We start from the raw sequence: 22,209 nt of genomic DNA on the forward strand, positions 1-22,209 counted from the left end.
GTATCCCATCCGTTACAACAAACGTTGGTAAAGGTCGCGGTAGGCTTGCGCTGCCACCTGCCAGCTAAAATCCATTCCCATCGCCTGACGCTGGACATAACGCCAGAGCGAGGGACGGGACCACAGTACAAAAGCGCGTCTAATCGCCCGTAAAAGTGACCAGGCGTTACTGTCTTCAAAACTAAAACCGCTGGCGATGCCGTCTGCCAGATTTTCCAGAGAACTGTCGTTAACCGTATCCGCCAAACCACCGGTTCTTCTTACCAGCGGCAAGGTGCCATATTTCAATCCATAAAGTTGCGTAAGTCCGCAGGGTTCGAAACGGCTTGGCACCATGATGACGTCTGCACCGCCAACAATGCGGTGGGAGAAGGCTTCGTGATAACCAATTTGTACCCCTACGCTGCCAGGATGCTCCGCTGCCGCCGCTAAAAAGCCCTGCTGCAATTCCGCATCGCCCTGACCAAGCAGCACCAGCTGTCCACCCTGCGCCAGCAGGCCGGGCAACGCTTCGAGCACTAAATCCAGCCCTTTCTGCCGCGTCAGGCGGCTGATGACGGCAAACACCGGGGCTTTTTCATCCACTTTCAACCCCATCGCGACCTGCAGCTGGCGCTTGTTTTCTGCTTTGGCTTCCAGCGTGTCGCGGTTGTAGCGGGCACTGAGCAGTAGATCGTGCGCCGGATCCCAAATGGAGGGATCCACGCCATTTAAGATGCCACTCAACCGCCCTTCGAGCATGCGCTGCGCCAGCAAGGTTTCCATGCCGTAACCAAACTCTGCCGAGGTAATCTCATGCGCATAAGTTGGACTCACTGCCGTAATATGATCGGCATAAAACAGCCCAGCTTTAAGAAAAGAAATTTGGCCAAAAAATTCAAGGCCGTGCATGTTGAAAAACGACTGCGGCAGCTGAATCTCGGCCATGTGATGCGCAGAGAACAAGCCTTGATACGCCAGGTTGTGCACCGTAAACACCGATTTTGCCGGACGCCCGCGCGCTTCCATGTAGGCGCAGGTGAGTCCCGCATGCCAGTCGTGCGCATGCACAATGTCAGGACGCCAGTAAGGATCAAGCCCACACGCCAGCTCGCACCCCATCCAACCCAGTAGCGCAAAACGCATATAGTTATCGACATAGGCGAACTGCGATTCGTCGTGATACGGACTTCCCGGTCGGTTATAAAGTCCGGGCGCATCGATTAAATAAATACCCACACCATCGAACTGTCCAAAAAGTAAGCTTACAGGACCCGCAAAGGTCTGTAGCTCGGCAACGACTTGTGTATCAGGAATGCCTTTACGCAATGCAGGAAACGCGGGAAGCAGCACCCGCGTATCCGTTCCACCTGCAATTTGTGCTTGAGGTAATGCCCCGACTACATCAGCCAACCCGCCAGTTTTTAGCAGCGGAAAAAGTTCTGAACAGACATGTAAAACCTGCATCCTCGACCTCATTAAGTTATCAGACACGATCCGCGTGCCGATTGCGTGTGCCGCTTATCGCTTACTGCCCCGCAGTAGCCAATTTGGCCAACATGGCGCGGGTAACCAGTACGATGCCCTCTTCCGAACGGTGAAACCGGCGACTGTCTTCATCTGGATTTTCACCAATCACCATCCCTTCTGGCAGCACGCAGGCGCGGTCAATCACACAGCGGCGCAGACGACAGGATCGGCTCACTACCACATCAGGCAGCAGCACGGTGGAATCGATATTGCAAAAAGAATTAACGCGCACGCGTGGGAAAAGCACGGAGTTCACCACCACTGAGCCGGAGATAATGCAGCCGCCGGAGACCAACGAATTCATGGTCATGCCGTGGCTACCGGATCGATCCTGCACAAACTTGGCAGGCGGCAGCGGTTCCATATGCGTGCGTATTGGCCAGGTAGAGTCATACATATCCAACTCAGGTGTTACCGAAGCCAGGTCGAGGTTGGCACGCCAGTAAGCTTCCAGCGTCCCCACATCGCGCCAATAAGGCGGCGCGTTGTCATCGTTTTGCACACAGGAGAGCACAAACGAATGGGCATAACCTTCGCCGCTCGCCACGATTTTTGGCAAAATATCCTTACCAAAATCGTGATTCGAATTAGGTTCCTGTAAGTCTTCTTCTAGCAGTTGATAAAGATAATCTGCGTTAAAAACGTAGACGCCCATGCTGGCCAATGCCTTGGTGTCATCACCCGGCATGGTCGGCGGTTTTGGCGGTTTCTCAACAAAATCCACCACCATATTCTCTTCATCTACCGCCATCACGCCGAATGCCGTCGCTTCATGCACCGGCACCGGTAAACAGGCGATGGTGCATTTCGCCTCTTTGCCCACGTGATCCAACAGCATGCGCGAGTAATCCATTTTATAAATATGGTCCCCGGCAAGAATCACGATGTATTGCGCCTGATAGCGACGAATGACGTCAAGATTTTGGGTCACAGCATCGGCGGTGCCGCGATACCATTGGTCGGTGGCTAAACGCTGCTGCGCTGGCAGCAAATCCACAAACTCATTCATCTCTTCGTTGAAGATCGACCAGCCACGCTGAATATGCTGGGTTAGCGTATGCGACTGGTATTGAGTGATAACGCCAATGCGGCGGATGCCGGAGTTGACGCAGTTGGAAAGCGCAAAGTCGATGATGCGAAACTTGCCACCGAAATGCACCGCGGGTTTGGCACGTTTTGCCGTCAGATCGACCAGGCGCGTACCGCGTCCTCCCGCGAGGATCAGGGCCACCGTTTGTGAAGGGAGTTGGCGGGCCAACATCAGGTGTTCTGTTCTATCTAATTTAACCATGTCTGACTCCTTATGATTGCTTTTGGAACACGCACACACCGTGTGCGGGACCATGCCAGACAGTTAACAAAATGGGGTTATCGTCCCCGGCGAAAGGAGGAAGGGCACGCCATTCTCCGTCTGGTAAGGCGATATCACTCACCGATTCCGTGGCGTTTATTGTTATTAACCAGCGGCCGGAGAGCAGGATCTGCAATCTATGCGCCCCCTGCGTCCATTCTTCGTGCTGCAGTGGTTTGCCGCTGGCATTGAGCCACTGCACATTGTCGTCACCCGGCTGCCACCAGCGATCCTTGGTCAGCGCGGGAATGCGCTGGCGCAGATGGATCAATGCAGCGGTGAAATCGACCAAGCCGTTATCGCCTTCCTGCCAGTCAAGCCAACTGAGCGCGTTGTCCTGACAATAAGCGTTGTTGTTTCCGTGTTGGCTGTTGCCACGCTCATCGCCAGCCAACAGCATAGGTGTGCCTTGCGACAGCAGCAGTGTGGTGAGTAAGCCATGCACGCTGAGGCGTCGGCGCTCAATGACATCGAAGCTAACGCTAAGCCCTTCTTTGCCGTGATTGTGGCTAAAGTTACTGCCATGACCGTCGCGGTTGTCTTCGCCGTTGGCTTCGTTATGTTTATTGTTGAAGCTCACCAGATCGCACAGCGTAAAACCGTCATGGGCGGTAATGAGATTAATCGTGGCATGAGGTTGCCTTGCCTCACGCTGATAAAGATCGCTGGAAGCCGCAAAGCGCCGGACAAAATCACTGTTGCTCATTTCGCCGCGTAGCCAATAGCGGCGCGCAGTATCACGAAACTGATCGTTCCATTCAGCAAAGGGCTGCGGATAGTTACCCACCTGATAACCGTGGGGACCGATATCCCAAGGCTCGGCAATCAATTTGCACGTCGACAGCAGCGGGCAAGCGCGTATCGCCTCGAATAGCGGCGCATCGCGCTGGTAATCGGGTGTGCGGCCCATTACCGTAGCGAGGTCAAAACGGAAACCATCAACGTGGCAAACGCGTACCCAATAGCGCAGCGCTTCCAGCGTCCATTCCATTACCCGCGGATGATTAAGGTTGACTGTGTTGCCACAGCCGGTCCAGTTTTCGTAATCGCCCTGCTCGTTGAGCCAGTAATAGCTGGCATTGTCGATACCACGCATCGAGATCGTTGGGCCCGCCTCGTGCAGTTCTGCGGTGTGGTTAAACACCACGTCCAGCAGCACTTCAATACCCGCGGCGTGCAGATTTTTCACCGCCTGTTGGAACTCCTGCAAAGGCGTTACACCATCCTGCCCAGCGGCGTAACGTGGGTCGACAGCCCAAAGTGCAAACGGGTTGTAGCCCCAATAATTGCTTAATCCAAGCCGCAGCAAACGCGGCTCGCTGGCAAAGTGGGCAATCGGCAGCAGTTCGATGGCGGTGATGCCAAGGTGGCTGAGATAATCCACCATAACAGGATGGCCTAGCGCCGCGTAAGTCCCGCGCAGCGTTTCCGGAATATCCGGGTGCTGGAGGGTTAACCCACGCACGTGAGCTTCATAAATAACCGTTTTTCCCCACGGCGTGCGAGGTGCAATATCATCTTCCCAGTCGAAATCTTCCGCTACCACTAGCGACTTAGGCGCTATCGCCGCGTTATCCAAGGGATCGGGTTCAACTTCACCACTTTGAAAACGCGGATCATCCGGTACATCGCCCACCACCTCGCGGGCACAAGGATCCACCAACAGCTTAGCCGGATTAAAGCGATGCCCTTTTTGCGGTGCCCAAGGGCCATGAACGCGATAGCCATAGCGCTGGCCTGGTTTAAGCGCAGGAAAATAGCCGTGCCAGATATCTTCAGTGCGGCCCGGCAAGTCAAAACGGTGTTCAACGCCATGATCATCAAACAGACAAAGTTCGACGCGTTCGGCATGCTGTGAAAACAGGGTAAAGTTAACCCCTTTACCATCGTAAACAGCACCTAACGGTTCAGGCTGACCGGGTCTTAATGTCATTCGGCCTCCCGCACCAGCCACACAGTAGCAAGCGGTGGCAGACTCAGACTCAGCGATTGTGGTCGTCCATGGCTTTCAATCTGATCGGTATGCACTAAATGGTTACGTACATCGCTGCCATGATATTCGTGCTGGTCGGTGTTAAGCACCTCGCGCCAGTTGCCCGCTTGATTCACACCAAAACGGTAACCGGGACGCGTAACTGGCGTGAAGTTACTGGCAACAATCATCTCGTTACCTTCACGATCGCGGCGGATAAACACAAATACCGAATTTTCAGCGTCATCAACCACTAGCCACTCAAAGCCTGCCGGATCGTAGTCAAGCTGATAGAGCTGCGTGTAGTGGCGATAAGTGAAGTTAAGGTCGCGCACCAGGCGATGTACGCCGTGGTGCCAGTTGTCTTCGCCTTCCAGCAGATGCCAGTCGAGGCTGGTATCGTGATTCCACTCTCTGCCTTGGGCAAATTCATTGCCCATGAACTGCAGCTTTTTACCGGGAAACGCCCACATCCAGCCGTAATAAGCCCGCAGATTGGCAAATTTTTGCCATGCATCGCCCGGCATGCGATCCAGAATAGAGCGCTTGCCATGTACCACTTCATCGTGCGACAGCGGCAACACAAAGTTTTCGGTGTAGTTGTACATCATGCCGAAGCTCATCAGATTGTGATGAAAACGACGATGCACCGGATCGAGTTTCATGTAGTCCAGCGTGTCGTGCATCCAACCGAGATTCCATTTGAACCAGAAGCCCAATCCGCCACTTTCCGGTGGACGTGAAACGCCAGGGAAATCGGTGGACTCTTCCGCCATGGTGATCGTGCCTTCTGCCGCATGGCCCAACGTACGGTTGGTGTAACGTAAGAAGGTAATGGCTTCGAGGTTTTCACGGCCACCGAAATGATTGGGAACCCATTCACCTTCAGCGCGGCTGTAGTCGCGGTAAATCATTGATGCCACCGCATCTACGCGCAATCCATCAATGCCAAACCGCTCCAGCCAGTACAGCGCGTTGCCGGAGAGGTAATTACTGACTTCACGGCGACCGAAGTTATAAATCAGCGTGTTCCAGTCTTGATGATAGCCTTCACGCGGATCGCTGTGCTCGTAGAGTTCGGTGCCGTCAAATTTCGCTAAACCAAAATCATCGCTAGGGAAATGGCCCGGCACCCAATCCAGCAGCACGTTCAGGCCCGCCTCATGAGCGCTGGCGATGAAGTCACGGAATTCATCGCGCGCACCAAAGCGACGCGTTGGTGCGTACATACCCAGCGGCTGATACCCCCAACTTCCATCAAACGGATGTTCGTTAATCGGCAGCAATTCAAGGTGGGTAAAACCCATCTCTTTGACGTAGGGAATCAGCTGCTCAGAGAGCTCTTTGTAACTCAGCCAGAAATTGTTGTCGGTGTGACGACGCCAGGAGCCCAGATGCACTTCATAGATTGAGATAGGCTGGTCGAAAGCATTGGCGGCTTTGCGCTCGGCACTCATCTCCACTTTGTTGGGCAGGCCACAAATCATTGACGCGGTTTCTGGACGCATCTGCGCTTCAAAGGCAAAGGGATCAGCTTTGATGCGCAGCTTGTCGTTGGCATCGATGATTTCAAATTTGTAGAGCTGACCGTTAAACGCGCCGGGAACAAACAGTTCCCAGATGCCCATCTCCTGACGCAGGCGCATCGGGTGACGACGTCCATCCCAGAAGTTGAAATCGCCTACCACCGAAACGCGGCGTGCATTCGGCGCCCAGACGCAAAAGCGCGTACCGTTAACGCCATCTATCACCGCGCCGTGTGCGCCTAAGGTTTCATAAGGACGTAAATGCGTCCCTTCCGCCAGCAACCACGCATCCATCTCTTCCAGCAGCGGGCCAAAGCGATAAGCATCATCCAGTAAATTTTGCTGGCCGTGCCAGTTTACCGCCAGCTGATAGCGAAACGGCTTTTTACGACGCGGAATCACGCCGCTAAAAAAGCCACGCGAATCGACACATTTCAGTTGGGCCAGTTTGCGCCCGGTGTTGGTTTCAATAACCCAGACTTCCGAGGCTTCGGGTAGCAAGGCTCGCACTTCAAGTCCTTGCTCAGTCTGGTGCATCCCTAATAACGAAAAGGGATCGGCGTAATTACCCGCAAACAGGGCATTGATCGCCTGGCGATCGGGAAGCTCTGACATGACTTTCTTCCTGTGATATTTGGCAGGCGAAATGGATGCGACTTGTCTCGCGCAACAGATGCACTGCTCTTCATTGAGCCATGAGTACAACGGCAAGGGAGATAAGCCAGTCCGTGGGAAAGAGTCTTTGCCGTGTACAACAACCATTCAGTTCAAAAATCAAAACAGTTTACTAGCGGCACATCATTGTTAAATCATAGCTTGGCGAGAGAAGTTGCCAGGGAAGAAACCAAAAAAATTATTAACTAACAGACAAAAAGGGGAAGCGGATCACTTCCGGGAGGCAAGCTAATTGACTTATTACAGGATAAAAAGAGAAAAGGCCGAAGTTTTTCGGCCTTTGAAAGAGGTTTTCAGAATTAGTCGACCAGCAGGCGCAGCATACGACGCAGCGGTTCAGCAGCGCCCCACAACAGTTGATCGCCAACCGTAAAGGCGGAAAGGTATTCCGGTCCCATATTGAGCTTGCGCAAGCGACCCACTGGCGTAGTCAGCGTGCCGGTGACAGCGGCAGGCGTGAGTTCACGCATCGTTAATTCACGATCGTTTGGCACGACTTTTACCCATTCATTGTGCGAAGCCAGCAGTTGTTCAATTTCGGCCAGCGGCAGGTCTTTTTTCAGCTTCAGGGTAAATGCCTGACTGTGGCAGCGCAGCGCGCCGACGCGCACGCACAAGCCATCGACTGGAATAGTGTGCTGCGTGCCCAGAATCTTGTTGGTTTCGGCCTGGCCTTTCCACTCTTCGCGGCTCTGGCCATTGTCCAACTGCTTGTCGATCCATGGAATCAGGCTGCCCGCCAGCGGCACGCCGAAGTTATCGGTTGGCAGCGTGCCGGAGCGAGTGAAGTCAGTCACGCTACGTTCGATATCAAGAATCGCGGAGGCGGGATTCTGCAGCGATTTCGCTACATGATCGTGCAACATGCCCATTTGTGTCAGCAGTTCGCGCATGTGACGCGCACCGCCACCTGATGCAGCTTGATAAGTCGCCACCGAGGCCCACTCAACCAGATTTTGCGCAAACAGACCGCCGAGCGACATTAGCATCAGGCTTACGGTACAGTTCCCGCCGACAAAGGTATTGAGACCACTGTCAATGCCCTGACGAATAACCTGTTGGTTTACCGGATCGAGGATGATGATGGCATCCTCTTTCATACGCAGCGTGGACGCCGCATCAATCCAGTAACCTTTCCAGCCGCTGGCGCGCAGCTTAGGATAAACTTCACTGGTATAGTCGCCGCCCTGGCAGGTAATAATGATATCCAGCGCCTTTAGTGCATCGATATCAAACGCATCCTGCAGCGTGCCATGGTGTTTACCGCCAAACTCTGGCGCCGCCTGACCATGCTGCGAGGTGGAGAAGAAGACCGGATTGATGACATCAAAATCGCGTTCTTCGATCATGCGGGACATCAGCACAGAGCCGACCATACCGCGCCAACCAACTAAACCTACATTCTTCATGTTGTGTCCGTCTCAGGCTGTGTTAACGACCTGACTTTTATCGATGGGAAGAGCGGAATGCCACTTTCACTCCACTCTGCGTAATAATGAGAATTGCCGTTACCCTACAGACTTCGCGTTGCAGGAAGGCGGCAAGCTGATTCAGCCCCAAGCGCTTACTCTGGTAAGTGACTGGGGTGAAGTCGTGCAGCCAACGCACCGGCGGCGTGAAGTCTGTAGGGTATATGACGACCAACTCTACAAAATGCAGCACATCTGGCAAGTGAATTAATTCGATGGCGCTAACTTTTTCAGCAGCGCACCTAATAATAGTAATTTATCGACAATAAGATGATGTAAAACGAATGACTGAAATGATCTCTGCGACAATATTATTGTGGCTAATTATGGATCCGCTGGGCAATTTACCGATTTTTATGTCGGTTTTGAAGCATCTGGAACCCAAGCGGCGGCGTATTGTGTTGATCCGCGAAATGCTGATCGCCCTGGCAATTATGTTGCTGTTTCTGTTTGCGGGTGAACGCATCCTGGCGTTTTTGAATCTGCGTACGGAAACCGTTTCAATTTCGGGTGGCGTGATCCTGTTCCTGATCGCAATAAAAATGATTTTCCCTTCTCCTGAAAGCAGCAGCACCGGTTTGTCTGCGGGAGAAGAACCCTTTCTGGTACCGCTGGCGATTCCGCTGGTTGCAGGCCCTTCACTGCTGGCAACCTTGATGCTGCTATCGCATCAATATCCCCATCAAATGTCGTATCTGGTAGGCGCGCTGCTGATCGCCTGGGGCGCTACGGTGGTAATCCTGCTGTTGTCAGGCCTGTTTCTGCGGTTACTGGGTGATAAAGGTGTGAATGCGCTGGAACGTCTGATGGGATTAATTCTGATCATGCTGGCAACGCAGATGTTTTTGGATGGGATTCGGGTTTATTTAAAGTTGTAGTTTGGGTAGGTTTTGCTTACTGCATGTTATTGGCTTCTGCGCGTTATTGGCCTCTGCGCGCTGTCCCCCACCTCAGTCCTCCCCCATTTATGGGGGAGGAAGATGCTGCTTTATGTTAGTGATGAGACGGCATGTGGCAGCGTCTCCTTCCCCCGCGATGCGGGGGAAGGCCGGGATGGGGGACAAACGACCTCGCACTTGAGAAGACCGAGGTGGGGGACAAACGATGCCTCATTACGACAACAACGTAAACGCGATCATACCGACAATGGCACCGACCGTGCCGAGGATGGTTTCCATCAACGTCCACGTTTTCAATGTTTCCGCTTCGCTGGCACCGGTAAAGCGCCCGAACAGCCAGAAACCCGCATCATTCACGTGACTGATAATGATCGACCCGCCGCCAATACAAATCGACAATGCAGCCAGCTGCGCGCCACTGTAATGCAGTGGCTCAATCACCGGCATGATCAACCCCACCGTGGTTAAGCACGCGACGGTCGCCGAACCTTGAATCACACGTACCGCCCCAGAGAGAATAAAACAGGCCAGCGCGATCGGCAGACCAGCTCCGGTCAGCGCATTGCCCAACACCGGGCCCACGCCAGAATCGACCAGCACCTGCTTAAATACACCGCCCGCACCAATCACCAGCAGAATAATCCCCGCCGGTTGCAGCGCACTGCCGCATACCTGCATCACCTTCTCTTTGTCCATGCCCTGACGATAAGCCAGACCATAAATCGCCACCAGGCAAGCCAGTAAAATCGCAATAAACGGATGGCCAATAAACTCCAGCCATTGATACAGCGAAGTGCCTTCGGTGGTAAAGCGCGCGCCAATGGTTTTCAGGCCAACCAACACCAGCGGAAACAAAATCAGCGACAGGCTAAAACCAAAGGATGGTAGCTTGTTTTCATCAACATCAGGTTGATGATCTTCCGGCGGCGAACTGAAGGTCACGTGATTACCGATGAAGTTGCCGAACAGCGGACCAGCAATCAACATGCCCGGAATGGCGGCGCATAGGCCCAGCAAAATCATCCAGCCGAAATCGGCGTGCATCTGTGAAGCCAGCAACATTGGTGCAGGTCCCGGCAGTAGAAAAGCCGCCGCCGCCGCAACGCCCGCAAACAGCGGGATCACCAGTTTCACCAGATTACCTTGAGTGCGACGTGCCACCGCGAAAGCGATGCTGATCAGCAACACCACCGCGACTTCAAAAAACAGCGGCAGCGCACAGATCAATCCTGCGATACCCATCGCGTAGTGCGCACGGCTTTCGCCAAAAGCTTTCAACATGCGAATGGCGATTTGGTCAACTGCGCCAGTTTCATGCAAAATTTTGCCGAACATTGCGCCCAACGCCACGACAATGGCCAAAAAACCGAGCGTACCGCCCATCCCTTTCTGCATGGTTTCAGCGATTTGATCCAGCGGCATGCCGGAAAACAAACCCGCCCCCACAGAGACAATCATCAAAGCAACAAAAGCATGCATGCGGGCTTTCATCACCAAAAACAGCAGCAGCAGGACTGAGCCTGCTGCCGTCAAAACGAGTGTTGCGGTATTCATTGCCTAGCCTTGATTGATTGCTTCCTTGATGGTCGCAACCGTAGCCGCTACAACCTCGTCGAGTGAATGATCAATATTCACTGATAGTACGTCCGGCTCGTCACTGCCCGGCTCTTCCAGCGTGGCGAACTGCGTCACCAGCATTTGCGGCTTGAAGAAGTGGCCTTTGCGCGCTTTCAGGCGTGACTCGATGGTATCGAAATCCCCTTTCAGGTAGACAAAACTCAGGTTGGCATTGCCCTGACGCAGGATGTCACGGTAACGCTTTTTCAGCGCGGAGCAGACAATAATGGAGATCTCTTGGGTGCGCTGCATCGCAAACGCTGCATCATTAAGGGCTTGTAGCCACGGCTGGCGATCGTTGTCATCCAGCGGATGACCCTCTGCCATTTTCATGATGTTGGCACGCGGATGGAGAAAATCACCGTCGAGAAAGGCGGTATTCAGTTGATGCGAAACCTGGTTGGCGACGGCAGATTTGCCGCTGCCTGAAACGCCCATCAGGATAAAGACGTGATGCGACGGGGAGTGCGTTGTCATTTTTCTTCTCCGGCAGGTGGAATTGCCAATGTTACCGATAACAATGTCATTTCTCATTGTCTTGACCGCTTAACAGCCTGGCAACCCTTTTACCCGGAAAAGCACAAAAGTGTGAACTGACTCAAAGATTCGACAGAATCAGATGCTGCCGCCTTCCGCTATTTCAAAACCCACATCCAGCGGCTGGCTTACACTGTGATCGCCCGCAATACGCGCCAGTAACAGCGCGGCAGCTTCACGTCCCATACGGTCGCGTGGCGTCAGCACTGTCGCTAAAGGCGGCGTCACCACTAGCGCAATATCATGTCCGTGGAATCCAGCAATCGCCATTTGTGTCGGCACGTGTAATCCCTGACGCTGGCACTCAAACATCGCACCAACCGCCAGGTCATCATTGGTACAAAACAGGCTGTCTGTTTCAGGGTAAAGACGTTGCGCTTCACATAACAACTCACCACCGGCACTGAACGAAGAAGCATCTTCCATCATCACGCTGTGCGGCGTGAGGCCCGCTTCCTGCATCGCTTTTTCGTAGCCACGCTGCTTTTGCAACGTACGTTCATCAAGGCGAGCACCTAAATAGACGGTGTGTCGATGGCCTTTATTCAGGATAGCCTGTGTCATCTGACGTGCCGCTTCGACATTGTCAAAACCCACCGCCATATCCAGGCAAGGCGTAACGCTGTCCATCACTTCTATGACCGGGATCCCCGCCACTTCAAGCATACGCAGCGTGCCCGGCGTATGGCTGCGTTCCGTCAGGATCACCCCATCAATATTCCAGCCCAACAGCGATCGTAGCTGCAACTCCTCTTTTTGCGGGTTATAGCCAAAGTGCGCCACCAGCGTCTGGTAGCCCGCTTCATCGGTAACGGCTTCGATACCACGCAGTACATCGGCAAATACCTGATTGGTCAGCGAAGGCAGCAGCACGCCGATGGCGCGACTGGTGGCGTTAGAAAGCATATCGGGGGCGCGATTGGGGATATAACCGAGCTCATCCAGCGCCACGGCGATCTTCTCGCCCAGCGCAGCGGAGACCTGCTGGGGATTGCGCAGGTAGCGGCTGACGGTCATTTTAGTAATGCCGACGCGATCGGCAACGTCCTGTAATACCGGTCTTTTTTTCTTCATCGTAAGCGCCTGGAGTCAGCTGAAAGCTAATTTACGATGAGTCTAACATTAAATTGTCATGGAATTGCCAATGGGGCACGACGATGCGCGCCCCTTAACGTTTTAGACTGGCGGCAGATCAAACAGCAGCACTTCGGCAGCGCTGTCCGCTTCAATTGTCAGTGTATTTTCATCCCAAATAGCGAACGCATCGCTGGTTCCAGCGGGCTGACCATTGACCTTTACATCGCCCTTCACCACTTGGATCCAGACGCGGCGACCCGCTTCAATCTCCACGCTGTCGCTATCCCCGGCGGCAAACAGCCAACGCGATAGCGTCATATCCTGATAAACCTTCAACGAGCCGTCACGCGCATCCGGTGTCAGGACAAATTGGCGACCTTTTATATCCGGGAACCGGCGCTGATCGTAGCGCGGTTCAATGCCGGTGCGCTCAGGGATAATCCAGATCTGATACAGATGCAGCGCATCCGTTTTGCTGGCGTTGTATTCCGAATGACGCACACCGGTACCGGCGCTCATGATCTGGAATTCACCAGTGGGAATCTGCTCTTTATTGCCCATGCTGTCTTGGTGCTCAACGGTGCCGGACAACACATAAGTCAGAATTTCCATGTCTCTGTGCGGATGAGTGCCAAAACCCTGCCCTCCATCGATCACATCTTCGTTGATCACGCGCAGCGCCGAGAAGCCCATAAAGTTGGCATCGTAATAGTCGGCAAAGGAGAAAGTGTGCCAGCTATCCAGCCAACCGTGATTGGCATGGCCGCGTTCTTCAGCTTTACGTAAATAGATCATGTTCAAATCTCCTCAATGTTTTATGTAGTCTGTGCCTGAGGGGAAAAGATTGATAGCTGAAAAACTTCATTCCTCTGTTCAAAAAAAATGATGAAGATGGCGTCCCGTAGACGCGCTTTTTGTACGATACCGTCATTGGGGCTGGCGGGTGGGAACGAAGGTCAGAAACCGCTTATACGCAGTAAAAAAAAAGCCAGCACCCGGGCTGGCTAAATAATACTGGAAGCAATGTGAGCAATGTCGTGCTTTCTAAGGACGTCGTTGGAGTCCCGAGAACGCATGGCAATAATAATCATTATCATTCGCGTCTGTAAAGTGTTTTTGAGAATAATTTTCATTTAATTAATTCAAAAAACCCTTGATGTTAAAAGGGATTATTCGAATCCAAACGAAAACCTTTCTGTTATTCCCCATAAAAAAGGCACCTAACCGGTGCCTTAAAGACTTAATAACCTGCGCTGAGATCGTCCACGCTGCGCGGATCGGATGCGCCATATAATGTGCCATCTGGCCCAATCATAATGCTCTGGGTGCTGCCCATAGCGGGCAGAACTTTTACGTGCTGACCTTTATTCTCCAGCAGGCGCAGCGTATCCGGGCTAAAGCCTTTTTCAACGCGTAGCTGATCCGGCAACCATTGATGATGGAAGCGCGGCGCGTTAGTCGCTTCTGCCACATTCATACCAAAATCGATACTGTTCACCACCATTTGCAGCACAGTTGTGATGATTCGACTACCGCCTGGACTGCCAGTAACCAGCCAGGTTTTACCTTCTTTCGCCACAATGGTCGGAGACATCGATGAGAGCGGACGTTTCGCCGGTTGTACAGCATTCGCTTCTCCGCCAACCAATCCGTAAACGTTTGGCGTGCCGGGTTTGGCAGAGAAATCATCCATTTCGTTGTTCATCAGGATGCCGCTGTTGCCCGCCACAATGCCGCTGCCGAAATAGGTGTTGAGCGTGTACGTTACCGCGACCGCGTTGCCGTTCTTGTCCACCACCGAGAAATGGGTGGTCTGATTGCTTTCATAAGGCGCGAGTTTGCCGGGTTTGATCTCACTGGAAGGACGCGCTTTTGCCACATCAATCTGCTGCGCCAGCGATTTCGCATAGGCTTTGCTGGTCAACGCCTGCCAAGGAACTCTGACGAAATCTGGGTCGCCAAGATATTCAGAGCGGTCAGCGTAAGCGTATTTCTCCGCTTCAGCCATTACCTGCATCGCATCGGCGCTGCCAAAGCCCATCTTCGCTAAATCAAAGTTTTCCAAAATATTGAGGATTTGAACGATGTGAATGCCACCGGAAGAAGGAGGCGGCATCGAAAAGACCTCATAACCGCGATAGGTGCCACTGACGGGCTTGCGCTCAACCGCGCGGTAAGCCGCTAAATCCGCTTTGTTGATGAGACCACCGTGCTGCGCCATTTCTCCGGCGATTTCGTCGGCAATATTGCCTTTGTAAAATGCATCCGGTCCCTGCTGCGCAATTAACGTTAAGCTACGCGCCAGATTCTTCTGCACCAGACGATCTCCCTTCTGCCACGGCGTACCGTCCGGCTTGTAGAAAATAGCTTTGCTGTTGGCGTGGGTGATCAAGACTTCTTTGCCGTAGGTTTTCAGATCATCAGCCAGCGCATCGTTAACCACAATGCCGTCGCGCGCCAGTTTAATGGCCGGTGCCAGCAAGGTGCTCAGTGGCAATGTGCCATATTTCTGCGCAGCTAAGGCAAAACCGGCCACGGTGCCTGGCGTACCAGACGCGAGATGAGAAGTCAGTGAAAGCTTGCTATCAGCGTTGCCTTGCTTGTCGAGGAACATATCGCGTGAAGCGTGGCCCGGCGCCATTTCACGAAAATCGATGGCAGTGGTGCGGCCTGATGCAGTGCGCAGCAGCATAAAACCTCCGCCCCCCAGGTTACCTGCCTGCGGATGGGTCACGGCTAAGGCGAATCCCACGGCAACGGCCGCATCAACGGCATTGCCGCCCTGACGCAGAATATCAACGCCGACGTTTGTTGCCATCGCATCTACTGAGGCCACCATGCCGTGCTGCGCTTTTACCGGGTGAAAGGTGTCACTGTCGACGCCATACGAAACCGGTGGCGTCGAACCAGGGGCTGCGCTGGCCCCACTCACCACCACAAAACTCATTAACAACGACCAGCCGAGCTGGCGCACCTTGCCTTGAATTTTCATCCTGCCACCATCCTCTGTTATTTACATTTTTTTATCATTTCTTCAAGTGATTACAAATACAGCAAATTATTGAGGGTTAAGTCAAATTCGGCACACTCTTAAATGTGGAGTTTGTGATATCTAATAAACTAGAAGAGGTAATCTAAAGGTTGATTTCAGCCTATTGCACACAGCAGCGATCGCGCTTACGGAGGATTTTTTATGAAGAGATGGCTAATTGTTTTTGCGGCGCTCTTGCCGTTAACCAGCATGGCGAACACGCTGAACAGCACTAATGATCCGAACAAACCGGGCTACAATCCGAGCCAGCAGCGGATGCAGTCGCAGATGCAGAACCAGCAGCAACAGCAAAAAAGGAAGTTGCAGCAGGATCAGCAGCAGCAAAATCAGGACGTGCAGCGCAAAATGCAGGAACAGCGTGACAGTGCCCAGCAGCGCGTGATTAGAACGCAGCCAGGCCAGCAGCAGAATCAGAACTAGGTAAAATCGGGGCCAATGATGTCGATGCGATCGGTACAGATGGCATCGACGCCCCACTTCAGCAACGCCCGCGCCCGCTCAGGGTTATTTACGGTATAAGCCAAAATGCGTAAGCCTGCTGCTTTGAGTTCAGCAACGCGAGCAGCACTTAACACCTTGTGATTAAGGTGTATCGACACGCAATCCAGCGCGGTGGTCTTCTCCTGCCACTGTTTATCCCAACTGTGCAACAACAATCCGCGCGGCAGCTCAGGTTCAACCTGCATAGCGGCTTCCAGCGCTTCATAAGAGAAAGAAGAAAGTAACGGTGCGGTTTGACCTTGCCACAGTTGCGCCGCAGCCTGTGCGATAGCGCGACCGGTTTCAATTTCGCTGTTAGTCGTAGGTTTGATTTCGATATTCGCCATCATCTGATGCTGACGGCAGCGCGCGGCGACGTCGGCCAACAGCGCCAGCGGTTCACCGTTAAAGTCGCGGCTAAACCAGCTGCCCGCATCGAGTTTCGCCAGCTTGTCCCAGGACAACTCTCCGGCGATGCCCCAACCGTTACTGGTTCGATCAAGCGTGTCATCGTGCAGCAGAAAAATTTGCGCATCGTTCGACAGTTTGGCATCGAACTCAATCATCAAATGACCATATTTCGCACCGATATCAATCGCCGCTAAGGTGTTTTCCGGTGCCAGTTTACCGCCACCGCGATGCGCGACGATGTGCGGGTAAGGCCAGTTTTTTTGACTCATTCCAGACGCTTTCCATGGGTTGAATCGAAGAAGTGTAACGCATCTGCTGGCAGATGCAGCCACAGCGTGCTGCCCACCTTGGGACGTTCGCTGTAGGGCAAGCGCACCACTAAACGTGACTCGCCAATACGCCCATGTACCAGGTTGTCCGCGCCCAGCATCTCCAGCGTTTCGACCACCATCGGAATGCCTACCTGCTCGCGGCTGCTGATCTGAATGTGTTCCGGGCGAATGCCGAGTACCATTGGCCGGTTTGCCCATTTCGCTTTATTTATGCCAAGCGGCAGCGCGCAGGAGGGATTAAGGGTGAAACGCGTGCCGTCGCTGTTGATGTCTCCTTTCAGCAGGTTCATGGCCGGCGAACCGATAAACGCGGCAACGAATTGGCTGGCGGGCCGTTCATAGACATCAACCGGCGTGCCGATCTGCTCGACAATGCCTTTGTTCATCACCATCACTCTTTGCGCCAGCGTCATCGCTTCCACTTGATCGTGCGTGACATACAGGCTGGTGGTTTTCAGGCGGCGATGCAACTGTTGCAGTTCCAACCGCATCTGCACACGCAGCCGTGCATCTAAATTGGACAGCGGTTCATCAAACAAAAATACCGCCGGTTCGCGCACAATCGCCCGGCCCATCGCAACGCGCTGGCGCTGCCCGCCAGAAAGCTCACGCGGACGGCGGCTTAAAAGTGGATCCAGCTCAAGACTGCGTGCGGCATCCAGTACGCGCTGGCGGATCTGCTCTTTGCCCATGCCGCGAATCTTTAAGCCATACGCCATGTTCTCTTCTACCGACATGTGCGGATAGAGCGCGTAATTCTGAAACACCATCGCGATACCGCGATCTTTCGGTTCTTCGTGGGTGACACGTTTGCCATCGATATAAATATCGCCTGAGCTGACGCGCTCCAGCCCAGCGACCATGCGCAGCAGGGTTGATTTGCCGCAGCCGGACGGCCCCACCATTACCATAAATTCGCCCTCATTCACCGTGACATTCAGCGGTTGAATGACCTGATTTTTTCCATCGTAGGATTTTGTCACCGCCTGAAGCGTTACACCTGCCATCTCTTATTTCTCACTCTCAACCAAGCCACGCACAAAGGCGCGCTGCATGACGAATACCACCACCACCGGTGGGATCAGGGTTAATAGCATTGCTGCCATGACTTCGTTCCACTGCGTGGGCGAACCGCTGCTGGAGATCATGCTTTTTATCCCGGCTACTGCAGTTCCCAGGCTGGCGTCGTTGATCACCAGCAGCGGCCAAAGATATTGGTTCCAGCCGTAGATAAAGGTGATGACGAACAGCGCTGCCAGATTGGTTTTGGAGAGCGGCAGTACGATGTCCCAGAAAAAGCGCATCGGGCTGGCGCCATCAATGCGTGCCGCTTCAACCAGCTCATCGGGTAATGACATAAAAAACTGGCGAAACAGGAATGTCGCGGTCGCAGAGGCCATCAGCGGCAGCGTTAAACCGCTGTAGCTGTCGAGCATGTTCAGATCCGCGATCACCTGCACGGTAGGGAAAATACGCACTTCAACTGGCAACATCAGGGTGATGAAAATCAGCCAGAAGAACAGCGTGCGCAGCGGAAAGCGAAACCACACCAGCGCAAAAGCGGAGAGGATCGACACCACGATTTTGCCGAAGGTGATGCCGAGCGCCATGATCATGCTGTTGAGCAGCATCATGCCAAAAGCCGGGCCGTTACCGTTGACGCCCTGTGTCCAGATGCGCGAGACGTTCTCCCATAAATGCGTGCCGGGAATTAGCGTCATTGGCACCTGATAAACCGCTTCGTTATCCAGCGTGGCGGCCACGAAAGCGACATACAGCGGAAACAGAATGGTCAGCACGCCAAGCACCAAAACGATGTGGCTAAAGATATCCAACCCGCGTCGATTTTCAATCATTGGTATTGCACCTTACGCTCCACAAAGCGGAACTGAATCACCGTTAAGCCAATCACCAGCAGCATCAGCACCACGGATTGCGCCGCCGAGGACGACAGATCCAGGCCAGTAAATCCTTCGCGATAAATTTTGTAGATCAGCGTGGTAGTGGCCTGAACCGGACCGCCGCCGGTGGCGGCATCGATCACCGGGAAGGTATCGAAGAAGGCGTAAATCAGATTCACGACCAGCAGGAAGAAACTCACTGGTGTTATCAGCGGCAGCGATAAATTAAAGAAGCGGCGCACCGGGCCTGCGCCATCGATTGCCGCCGCTTCCACCAGCGACTTAGGGATAGATTGCAGTGCAGCGAAGAAAAACAAGAAGTTATAGCTCATCTGCTGCCAGATAGAGGCCAGCACAATCAGGAACATCGCCTGACCGCTGTTTTGCGCGTAGTTCCAGTTATAACCGACATGGTTCAGCAAGTAGCTGAACAGGCCAAGCCCAGGATTAAACAGGAACATCCACAATACCGCTGCAACAACCGGCGCGACGGCATAGGGCAGCAGCAGCAGCATTTGATAGAGCTTGCGCAGGCGAATGACGTAATCCACCAGCGCTGCCAGCAGCAGCGAAAAGGTCATGCCGCACACCGTGACCAATCCACTGAATTTTAACGTGGTCCAAAACGACGCCAGGTAATACGCATCAGCGAACAGGCGCTTGAAATTATCTAAACCGACAAAAGTGCTGGAGAGGCCAAAAGGATCGAGGTTTTGTAGCGAATACCACAGCGCTTCTCCGGCAGGCCAGAGAAAGAAAATAGCCGTAATTAGCAATTGCGGCAGCACCAGAAGATAGGGCAACGCGCTGGTGCGAAATACCGGACGAGTTGAAGACATAGCGTGCTCTGCGTAAAGGAGAACAAGGGCCAGGATAAGCTGGCCCTGAAGGGCAATTACTTAACTTGCTGTTCGAAGCGACGCAGCAGATCGTTGCCACGTTTCACGGCGTTATCCAGCGCGTTTTGTGGTGACTGCTTGCCGGTCCAGACGCCTTCCAACTCCTCGTCAATCACGGTACGGATCTGCGGCATGTTGCCCAGACGCATACCTTGGGTAAACGGCAATGGCGGTTTGTTCAGCATCTGACGAGTGGCGATATCGGCACCTGGATTTTTGTCATAAAAACCCTGCTGCTTGCTCAGTGTATAAGCCGCGGTGGTAATAGGCAGATAACCGGTTTTCTGATGCCATTCGGCTGCAATTTCTGGCTGCGCGAGGAACTGCATGAATTCCGCAACGCCTTTATAAGTGCCTGCATCTTTGCCCTTCATCACCCACAAACTCGCCCCGCCGATGATGGCATTTTGCGGCGCGTTCGCGACCTTTTCGTCATACGGCATCATGCCTACGCCGAAATTGAATTTCGCATAATGGCGGATGTCGGCCAGCGAACCGGAAGAAGCGGTGGTGATAGCGCAATCGCCGTTATAAAACTTGGCGGTGGATTCGTCTTTACGACCAAAGTAGGTGAAGTCACCTTTTTTGTTCATCTCTTCCAGCATCTGGATATGACGAACCTGAACCGGTTTGTTGAACTCCAGCACCGCGTCAGTGCCATCGAAACCGTTGTTTTTGGTTGCAACCGGCAACGCGTGCCAGGCGCTGAAGTTTTCAATTTGGATCCAGCCTTGCCAACCGCTGGCGTAGCCACAGCTCATGCCCGCTTTACGCAGCGCATCGGCGCTTTTCGCCAGTTCTTGCCAGGTTTTTGGCGGTTGATCGGGATTCAAACCCGCTTTTTTAAACGCGTCTTTGTTGTAGTAAAGCACCGGCGTAGAGCTGTTAAACGGTTGTGAGATCAGATGGCCGCTTGAGTCACTGTAATAGCCGGAAACGGTAGGAACGAACTGTTTTTCATCAAACGCGATGCCTGCATCCTGGAAGAGCTGATGCACGGGCACAATGGCTTTCGATGCCATCATGGTGGCAGTGCCGACTTCATAAACCTGCAAAATGGCCGGCGCTTTGCCGGTACGCACCGCCGCAATGCCTGCGGCCAGGCTCTGCTCGTAGTTACCTTTGTAGGTCGGAACAATTTTGTAATCGGGGTGCGCCTGGTTAAAACGCTGCGCCAAAGAGTCAACTTCTTTGCCCAACTCGCCCTCCATTGAGTGCCAGAAAGGAATTTCAGTGGCGGCGAGCGCATTGCCGCTGAGCGTCAGGCCCAGCACCGCACTCATCAGGCTACGACGAAAAGTAAACACGGACATATTGTTTTCCTGTGCAGGTAAGTACGCGCAAGATCGCGCATTTTTTTGTTCGCGACGTAACATGACACGGGAAAATGACGGATAAATAACGGCTTAATGACAGAGAGGTTACAGCGGGATTTCAGGATTTAAGCAGAGTGAAGTGGATCGAAGCGTTTTTTGATGGTGCGCGCTGTCCCCCATCCCGGCCTTCCCCCGCAAAGCGGGGGAAGGAGACGCTGCCATATGCAATTTCAGAGCGAGCATATTGCAGCGTCTTCCTCCCCCATTTATGGGGGGAGGACTGAGGTGGGGGGCAAACGACCTCATCTGCGCGCTGTCCCCCATCCCGACCTTCCCCCGCGAAGCAGGGGAAGGAGACGCTGCCATATGCAATTTCAGAGCGAGCATATTGCAGCGTCTTCCTCCCCCATGTATGGGGGAGGACTGAGGTGGGGGGCAACGACCTCGTACTTGAGTTAGAGCAACAGGAAAACTAGGCGCCTAAATAAGCACTGCGTACCGCTTCATTGGATAACAACGCAGCGCCGGTATCTTCCAGCACCACATGGCCGTTTTCCAACACGTAACCCCGATCGGCCAGTTTCAATGCCTGATTCGCATTCTGCTCCACAAGGAAAATGGTCATCCCTTCGCTACGCAGCTGCTCAATGGTATCGAAAATTTGCTGAATAATAATCGGGGCCAGACCGAGTGAAGGCTCATCCAGCAGTAACAGACGCGGCTGGCTCATCAATGCACGACCAATCGCTAACATCTGCTGTTCGCCACCGGACATAGTTCCTGCGCGCTGTAATCTGCGCTCATCCAGACGCGGAAACAGCGCATAAACGCGCTTGATGCGCTCCTGATACTGCTGACGGCTGGCAAAAAAACCACCCATCGCCAGATTTTCTTCCACCGTCATGCGTGAAAAGACGCGACGCCCTTCCGGCACAATCGCAATCGCTTCACGCATGATGCGTGCAGTTTGCCAGTCGGTTATGGCTTTACCGTCAAAGGTGATGGAACCCTGCGTGGCGCGAGGTTCGCCACACAACGTGCCGAGCAGCGTGGTTTTACCTGCGCCGTTCGCGCCAATTAAGGTGACGATTTCGCCTTGGTTGATATACAGGCTGACATTGTGCAGCGCCTGGATTTTGCCGTAATGCGCGCTGACGTTCTCAATGGTTAGCATCGTGTTGGCCAT

At 53.5% G+C, this 22,209-nt stretch carries 19 protein-coding genes; 3 read left to right on the plus strand and 16 right to left on the minus strand.

What is annotated here, in order from left to right; translation table 11 throughout:
- Nucleotides 1–12 precede the first annotated feature (12 nt).
- The 5 genes from glgA to asd form a co-directional block, all read right to left on the minus strand.
- Nucleotides 13–1,446 (minus strand): glycogen synthase GlgA, encoded by a 1,434-nt coding sequence (glgA, locus tag ACF2G4_RS12965; protein WP_215845372.1) that lies wholly within the window; start codon nucleotides 1,444–1,446, stop codon nucleotides 13–15.
- 61 nt (nucleotides 1,447–1,507) lie between these two features.
- Nucleotides 1,508–2,800: a glucose-1-phosphate adenylyltransferase gene (gene glgC / locus ACF2G4_RS12970; RefSeq protein ID WP_215845371.1), complete on the minus strand. Its 1,293-nt coding sequence runs from the start codon at nucleotides 2,798–2,800 to the stop codon at nucleotides 1,508–1,510.
- 10 nt (nucleotides 2,801–2,810) lie between these two features.
- On the minus strand, nucleotides 2,811–4,793 hold the full coding sequence (glgX, locus tag ACF2G4_RS12975) for a glycogen debranching protein GlgX (RefSeq protein ID WP_409074933.1): 1,983 nt from the start codon (nucleotides 4,791–4,793) through the stop codon (nucleotides 2,811–2,813).
- Nucleotides 4,790–6,973, minus strand: coding sequence for a 1,4-alpha-glucan branching enzyme (glgB, locus tag ACF2G4_RS12980; protein WP_215845369.1), 2,184 nt, complete (start codon nucleotides 6,971–6,973; stop codon nucleotides 4,790–4,792). The genes glgX and glgB overlap by 4 nt, the downstream gene beginning before the upstream one ends.
- Nucleotides 6,974–7,332: 359 nt before the next feature.
- The gene (gene asd, locus ACF2G4_RS12985) at nucleotides 7,333–8,442 is read right to left on the minus strand and encodes an aspartate-semialdehyde dehydrogenase (protein ID WP_409074934.1); all 1,110 of its coding nucleotides are present in this window, start codon (nucleotides 8,440–8,442) and stop codon (nucleotides 7,333–7,335) included.
- A 43-nt stretch (nucleotides 8,443–8,485) separates the two neighbouring features.
- On the opposite strand from asd, the gene ACF2G4_RS12990 reads away from it, so the two are divergent.
- Together ACF2G4_RS12990 and ACF2G4_RS12995 are read left to right on the plus strand one after the other, a co-directional pair.
- Nucleotides 8,486–8,713 (plus strand): hypothetical protein, encoded by a 228-nt coding sequence (locus tag ACF2G4_RS12990; protein WP_409074935.1) that lies wholly within the window; start codon nucleotides 8,486–8,488, stop codon nucleotides 8,711–8,713.
- Between the two features lie 73 nt (nucleotides 8,714–8,786).
- Nucleotides 8,787–9,380, plus strand: a complete 594-nt coding sequence (locus ACF2G4_RS12995) for a YhgN family NAAT transporter (protein ID WP_409074936.1) — start codon at nucleotides 8,787–8,789, stop codon at nucleotides 9,378–9,380.
- 234 nt (nucleotides 9,381–9,614) lie between these two features.
- On the opposite strand, the gene gntU is transcribed toward ACF2G4_RS12995, so the two are convergent.
- From gntU to ggt, 5 genes are all read right to left on the minus strand, one after another.
- Nucleotides 9,615–10,955, minus strand: coding sequence for a gluconate transporter (gene gntU / locus ACF2G4_RS13000; protein WP_243079872.1), 1,341 nt, complete (start codon nucleotides 10,953–10,955; stop codon nucleotides 9,615–9,617).
- Between the two features lie 3 nt (nucleotides 10,956–10,958).
- The gene (gntK, locus tag ACF2G4_RS13005; protein ID WP_215845365.1) at nucleotides 10,959–11,495 is read right to left on the minus strand and encodes a gluconokinase; all 537 of its coding nucleotides are present in this window, start codon (nucleotides 11,493–11,495) and stop codon (nucleotides 10,959–10,961) included.
- Nucleotides 11,496–11,633: 138 nt separating this feature from the next.
- Nucleotides 11,634–12,629 carry a gluconate operon transcriptional repressor GntR gene (gene gntR, locus ACF2G4_RS13010; protein WP_243079873.1) on the minus strand — a complete coding sequence of 332 codons (996 nt, stop codon included), beginning with the start codon at nucleotides 12,627–12,629 and terminating at the stop codon, nucleotides 11,634–11,636.
- Nucleotides 12,630–12,731: 102 nt separating this feature from the next.
- Nucleotides 12,732–13,427, minus strand: coding sequence for a pirin family protein (locus ACF2G4_RS13015; RefSeq protein ID WP_215845364.1), 696 nt, complete (start codon nucleotides 13,425–13,427; stop codon nucleotides 12,732–12,734).
- A gap of 445 nt (nucleotides 13,428–13,872) precedes the next feature.
- Complete coding sequence (gene ggt, locus ACF2G4_RS13020; protein WP_409074937.1) at nucleotides 13,873–15,624, minus strand: gamma-glutamyltransferase; 1,752 nt, start codon at nucleotides 15,622–15,624, stop codon at nucleotides 13,873–13,875.
- A 201-nt stretch (nucleotides 15,625–15,825) separates the two neighbouring features.
- On the opposite strand from ggt, the gene ACF2G4_RS13025 reads away from it, so the two are divergent.
- Complete coding sequence (locus ACF2G4_RS13025) at nucleotides 15,826–16,104, plus strand: DUF2756 domain-containing protein (protein ID WP_243079875.1); 279 nt, start codon at nucleotides 15,826–15,828, stop codon at nucleotides 16,102–16,104.
- On the opposite strand, the gene ugpQ is transcribed toward ACF2G4_RS13025, so the two are convergent.
- From ugpQ to livF, 6 genes are all read right to left on the minus strand, one after another.
- Complete coding sequence (gene ugpQ, locus ACF2G4_RS13030; RefSeq protein WP_409074938.1) at nucleotides 16,101–16,844, minus strand: glycerophosphodiester phosphodiesterase; 744 nt, start codon at nucleotides 16,842–16,844, stop codon at nucleotides 16,101–16,103. The genes ACF2G4_RS13025 and ugpQ overlap by 4 nt on opposite strands.
- Nucleotides 16,841–17,914 carry a sn-glycerol-3-phosphate import ATP-binding protein UgpC gene (locus ACF2G4_RS13035; protein WP_409074939.1) on the minus strand — a complete coding sequence of 358 codons (1,074 nt, stop codon included), beginning with the start codon at nucleotides 17,912–17,914 and terminating at the stop codon, nucleotides 16,841–16,843. Before ACF2G4_RS13035 ends, ugpQ begins: the two co-directional genes overlap by 4 nt.
- A gap of 3 nt (nucleotides 17,915–17,917) precedes the next feature.
- Nucleotides 17,918–18,763, minus strand: a complete 846-nt coding sequence (ugpE, locus tag ACF2G4_RS13040; protein ID WP_215845361.1) for a sn-glycerol-3-phosphate ABC transporter permease UgpE — start codon at nucleotides 18,761–18,763, stop codon at nucleotides 17,918–17,920.
- Nucleotides 18,760–19,647, minus strand: a complete 888-nt coding sequence (gene ugpA / locus ACF2G4_RS13045) for a sn-glycerol-3-phosphate ABC transporter permease UgpA (protein WP_409074940.1) — start codon at nucleotides 19,645–19,647, stop codon at nucleotides 18,760–18,762. The genes ugpE and ugpA overlap by 4 nt, the downstream gene beginning before the upstream one ends.
- Before the next feature lie 56 nt (nucleotides 19,648–19,703).
- Entirely contained in the window at nucleotides 19,704–21,020 is a 1,317-nt protein-coding gene (ugpB, locus tag ACF2G4_RS13050; protein WP_409074941.1) for a sn-glycerol-3-phosphate ABC transporter substrate-binding protein UgpB, read from the minus strand.
- Nucleotides 21,021–21,495: 475 nt separating this feature from the next.
- On the minus strand, nucleotides 21,496–22,209 hold the full coding sequence (livF, locus tag ACF2G4_RS13055; RefSeq protein ID WP_215845359.1) for a high-affinity branched-chain amino acid ABC transporter ATP-binding protein LivF: 714 nt from the start codon (nucleotides 22,207–22,209) through the stop codon (nucleotides 21,496–21,498).

The sequence above is a fragment of the Pantoea phytostimulans genome (assembly GCF_046118715.1).
Taxonomy (GTDB): domain Bacteria; phylum Pseudomonadota; class Gammaproteobacteria; order Enterobacterales; family Enterobacteriaceae; genus Pantoea; species Pantoea phytostimulans.

Excerpts from the sequence above, each read along its gene's own strand:
- glgA (WP_215845372.1), bottom strand. The coding sequence starts at position 1,446 with ATGCAGGTTTTACATGTCTGTTCAGAACTTTTTCCGCTGCTAAAAACT.
- glgC (WP_215845371.1), bottom strand. The coding sequence starts at position 2,800 with ATGGTTAAATTAGATAGAACAGAACACCTGATGTTGGCCCGCCAACTC.
- glgX (WP_409074933.1), bottom strand. The coding sequence starts at position 4,793 with ATGACATTAAGACCCGGTCAGCCTGAACCGTTAGGTGCTGTTTACGAT.
- glgB (WP_215845369.1), bottom strand. The coding sequence starts at position 6,973 with ATGTCAGAGCTTCCCGATCGCCAGGCGATCAATGCCCTGTTTGCGGGT.
- asd (WP_409074934.1), bottom strand. The coding sequence starts at position 8,442 with ATGAAGAATGTAGGTTTAGTTGGTTGGCGCGGTATGGTCGGCTCTGTG.
- ACF2G4_RS12990 (WP_409074935.1), top strand. The coding sequence starts at position 8,486 with ATGGGAAGAGCGGAATGCCACTTTCACTCCACTCTGCGTAATAATGAG.
- ACF2G4_RS12995 (WP_409074936.1), top strand. The coding sequence starts at position 8,787 with ATGACTGAAATGATCTCTGCGACAATATTATTGTGGCTAATTATGGAT.
- gntU (WP_243079872.1), bottom strand. The coding sequence starts at position 10,955 with ATGAATACCGCAACACTCGTTTTGACGGCAGCAGGCTCAGTCCTGCTG.
- gntK (WP_215845365.1), bottom strand. The coding sequence starts at position 11,495 with ATGACAACGCACTCCCCGTCGCATCACGTCTTTATCCTGATGGGCGTT.
- gntR (WP_243079873.1), bottom strand. The coding sequence starts at position 12,629 with ATGAAGAAAAAAAGACCGGTATTACAGGACGTTGCCGATCGCGTCGGC.
- ACF2G4_RS13015 (WP_215845364.1), bottom strand. The coding sequence starts at position 13,427 with ATGATCTATTTACGTAAAGCTGAAGAACGCGGCCATGCCAATCACGGT.
- ggt (WP_409074937.1), bottom strand. The coding sequence starts at position 15,624 with ATGAAAATTCAAGGCAAGGTGCGCCAGCTCGGCTGGTCGTTGTTAATG.
- ACF2G4_RS13025 (WP_243079875.1), top strand. The coding sequence starts at position 15,826 with ATGAAGAGATGGCTAATTGTTTTTGCGGCGCTCTTGCCGTTAACCAGC.
- ugpQ (WP_409074938.1), bottom strand. The coding sequence starts at position 16,844 with ATGAGTCAAAAAAACTGGCCTTACCCGCACATCGTCGCGCATCGCGGT.
- ACF2G4_RS13035 (WP_409074939.1), bottom strand. The coding sequence starts at position 17,914 with ATGGCAGGTGTAACGCTTCAGGCGGTGACAAAATCCTACGATGGAAAA.
- ugpE (WP_215845361.1), bottom strand. The coding sequence starts at position 18,763 with ATGATTGAAAATCGACGCGGGTTGGATATCTTTAGCCACATCGTTTTG.
- ugpA (WP_409074940.1), bottom strand. The coding sequence starts at position 19,647 with ATGTCTTCAACTCGTCCGGTATTTCGCACCAGCGCGTTGCCCTATCTT.
- ugpB (WP_409074941.1), bottom strand. The coding sequence starts at position 21,020 with ATGTCCGTGTTTACTTTTCGTCGTAGCCTGATGAGTGCGGTGCTGGGC.
- livF (WP_215845359.1), bottom strand. The coding sequence starts at position 22,209 with ATGGCCAACACGATGCTAACCATTGAGAACGTCAGCGCGCATTACGGC.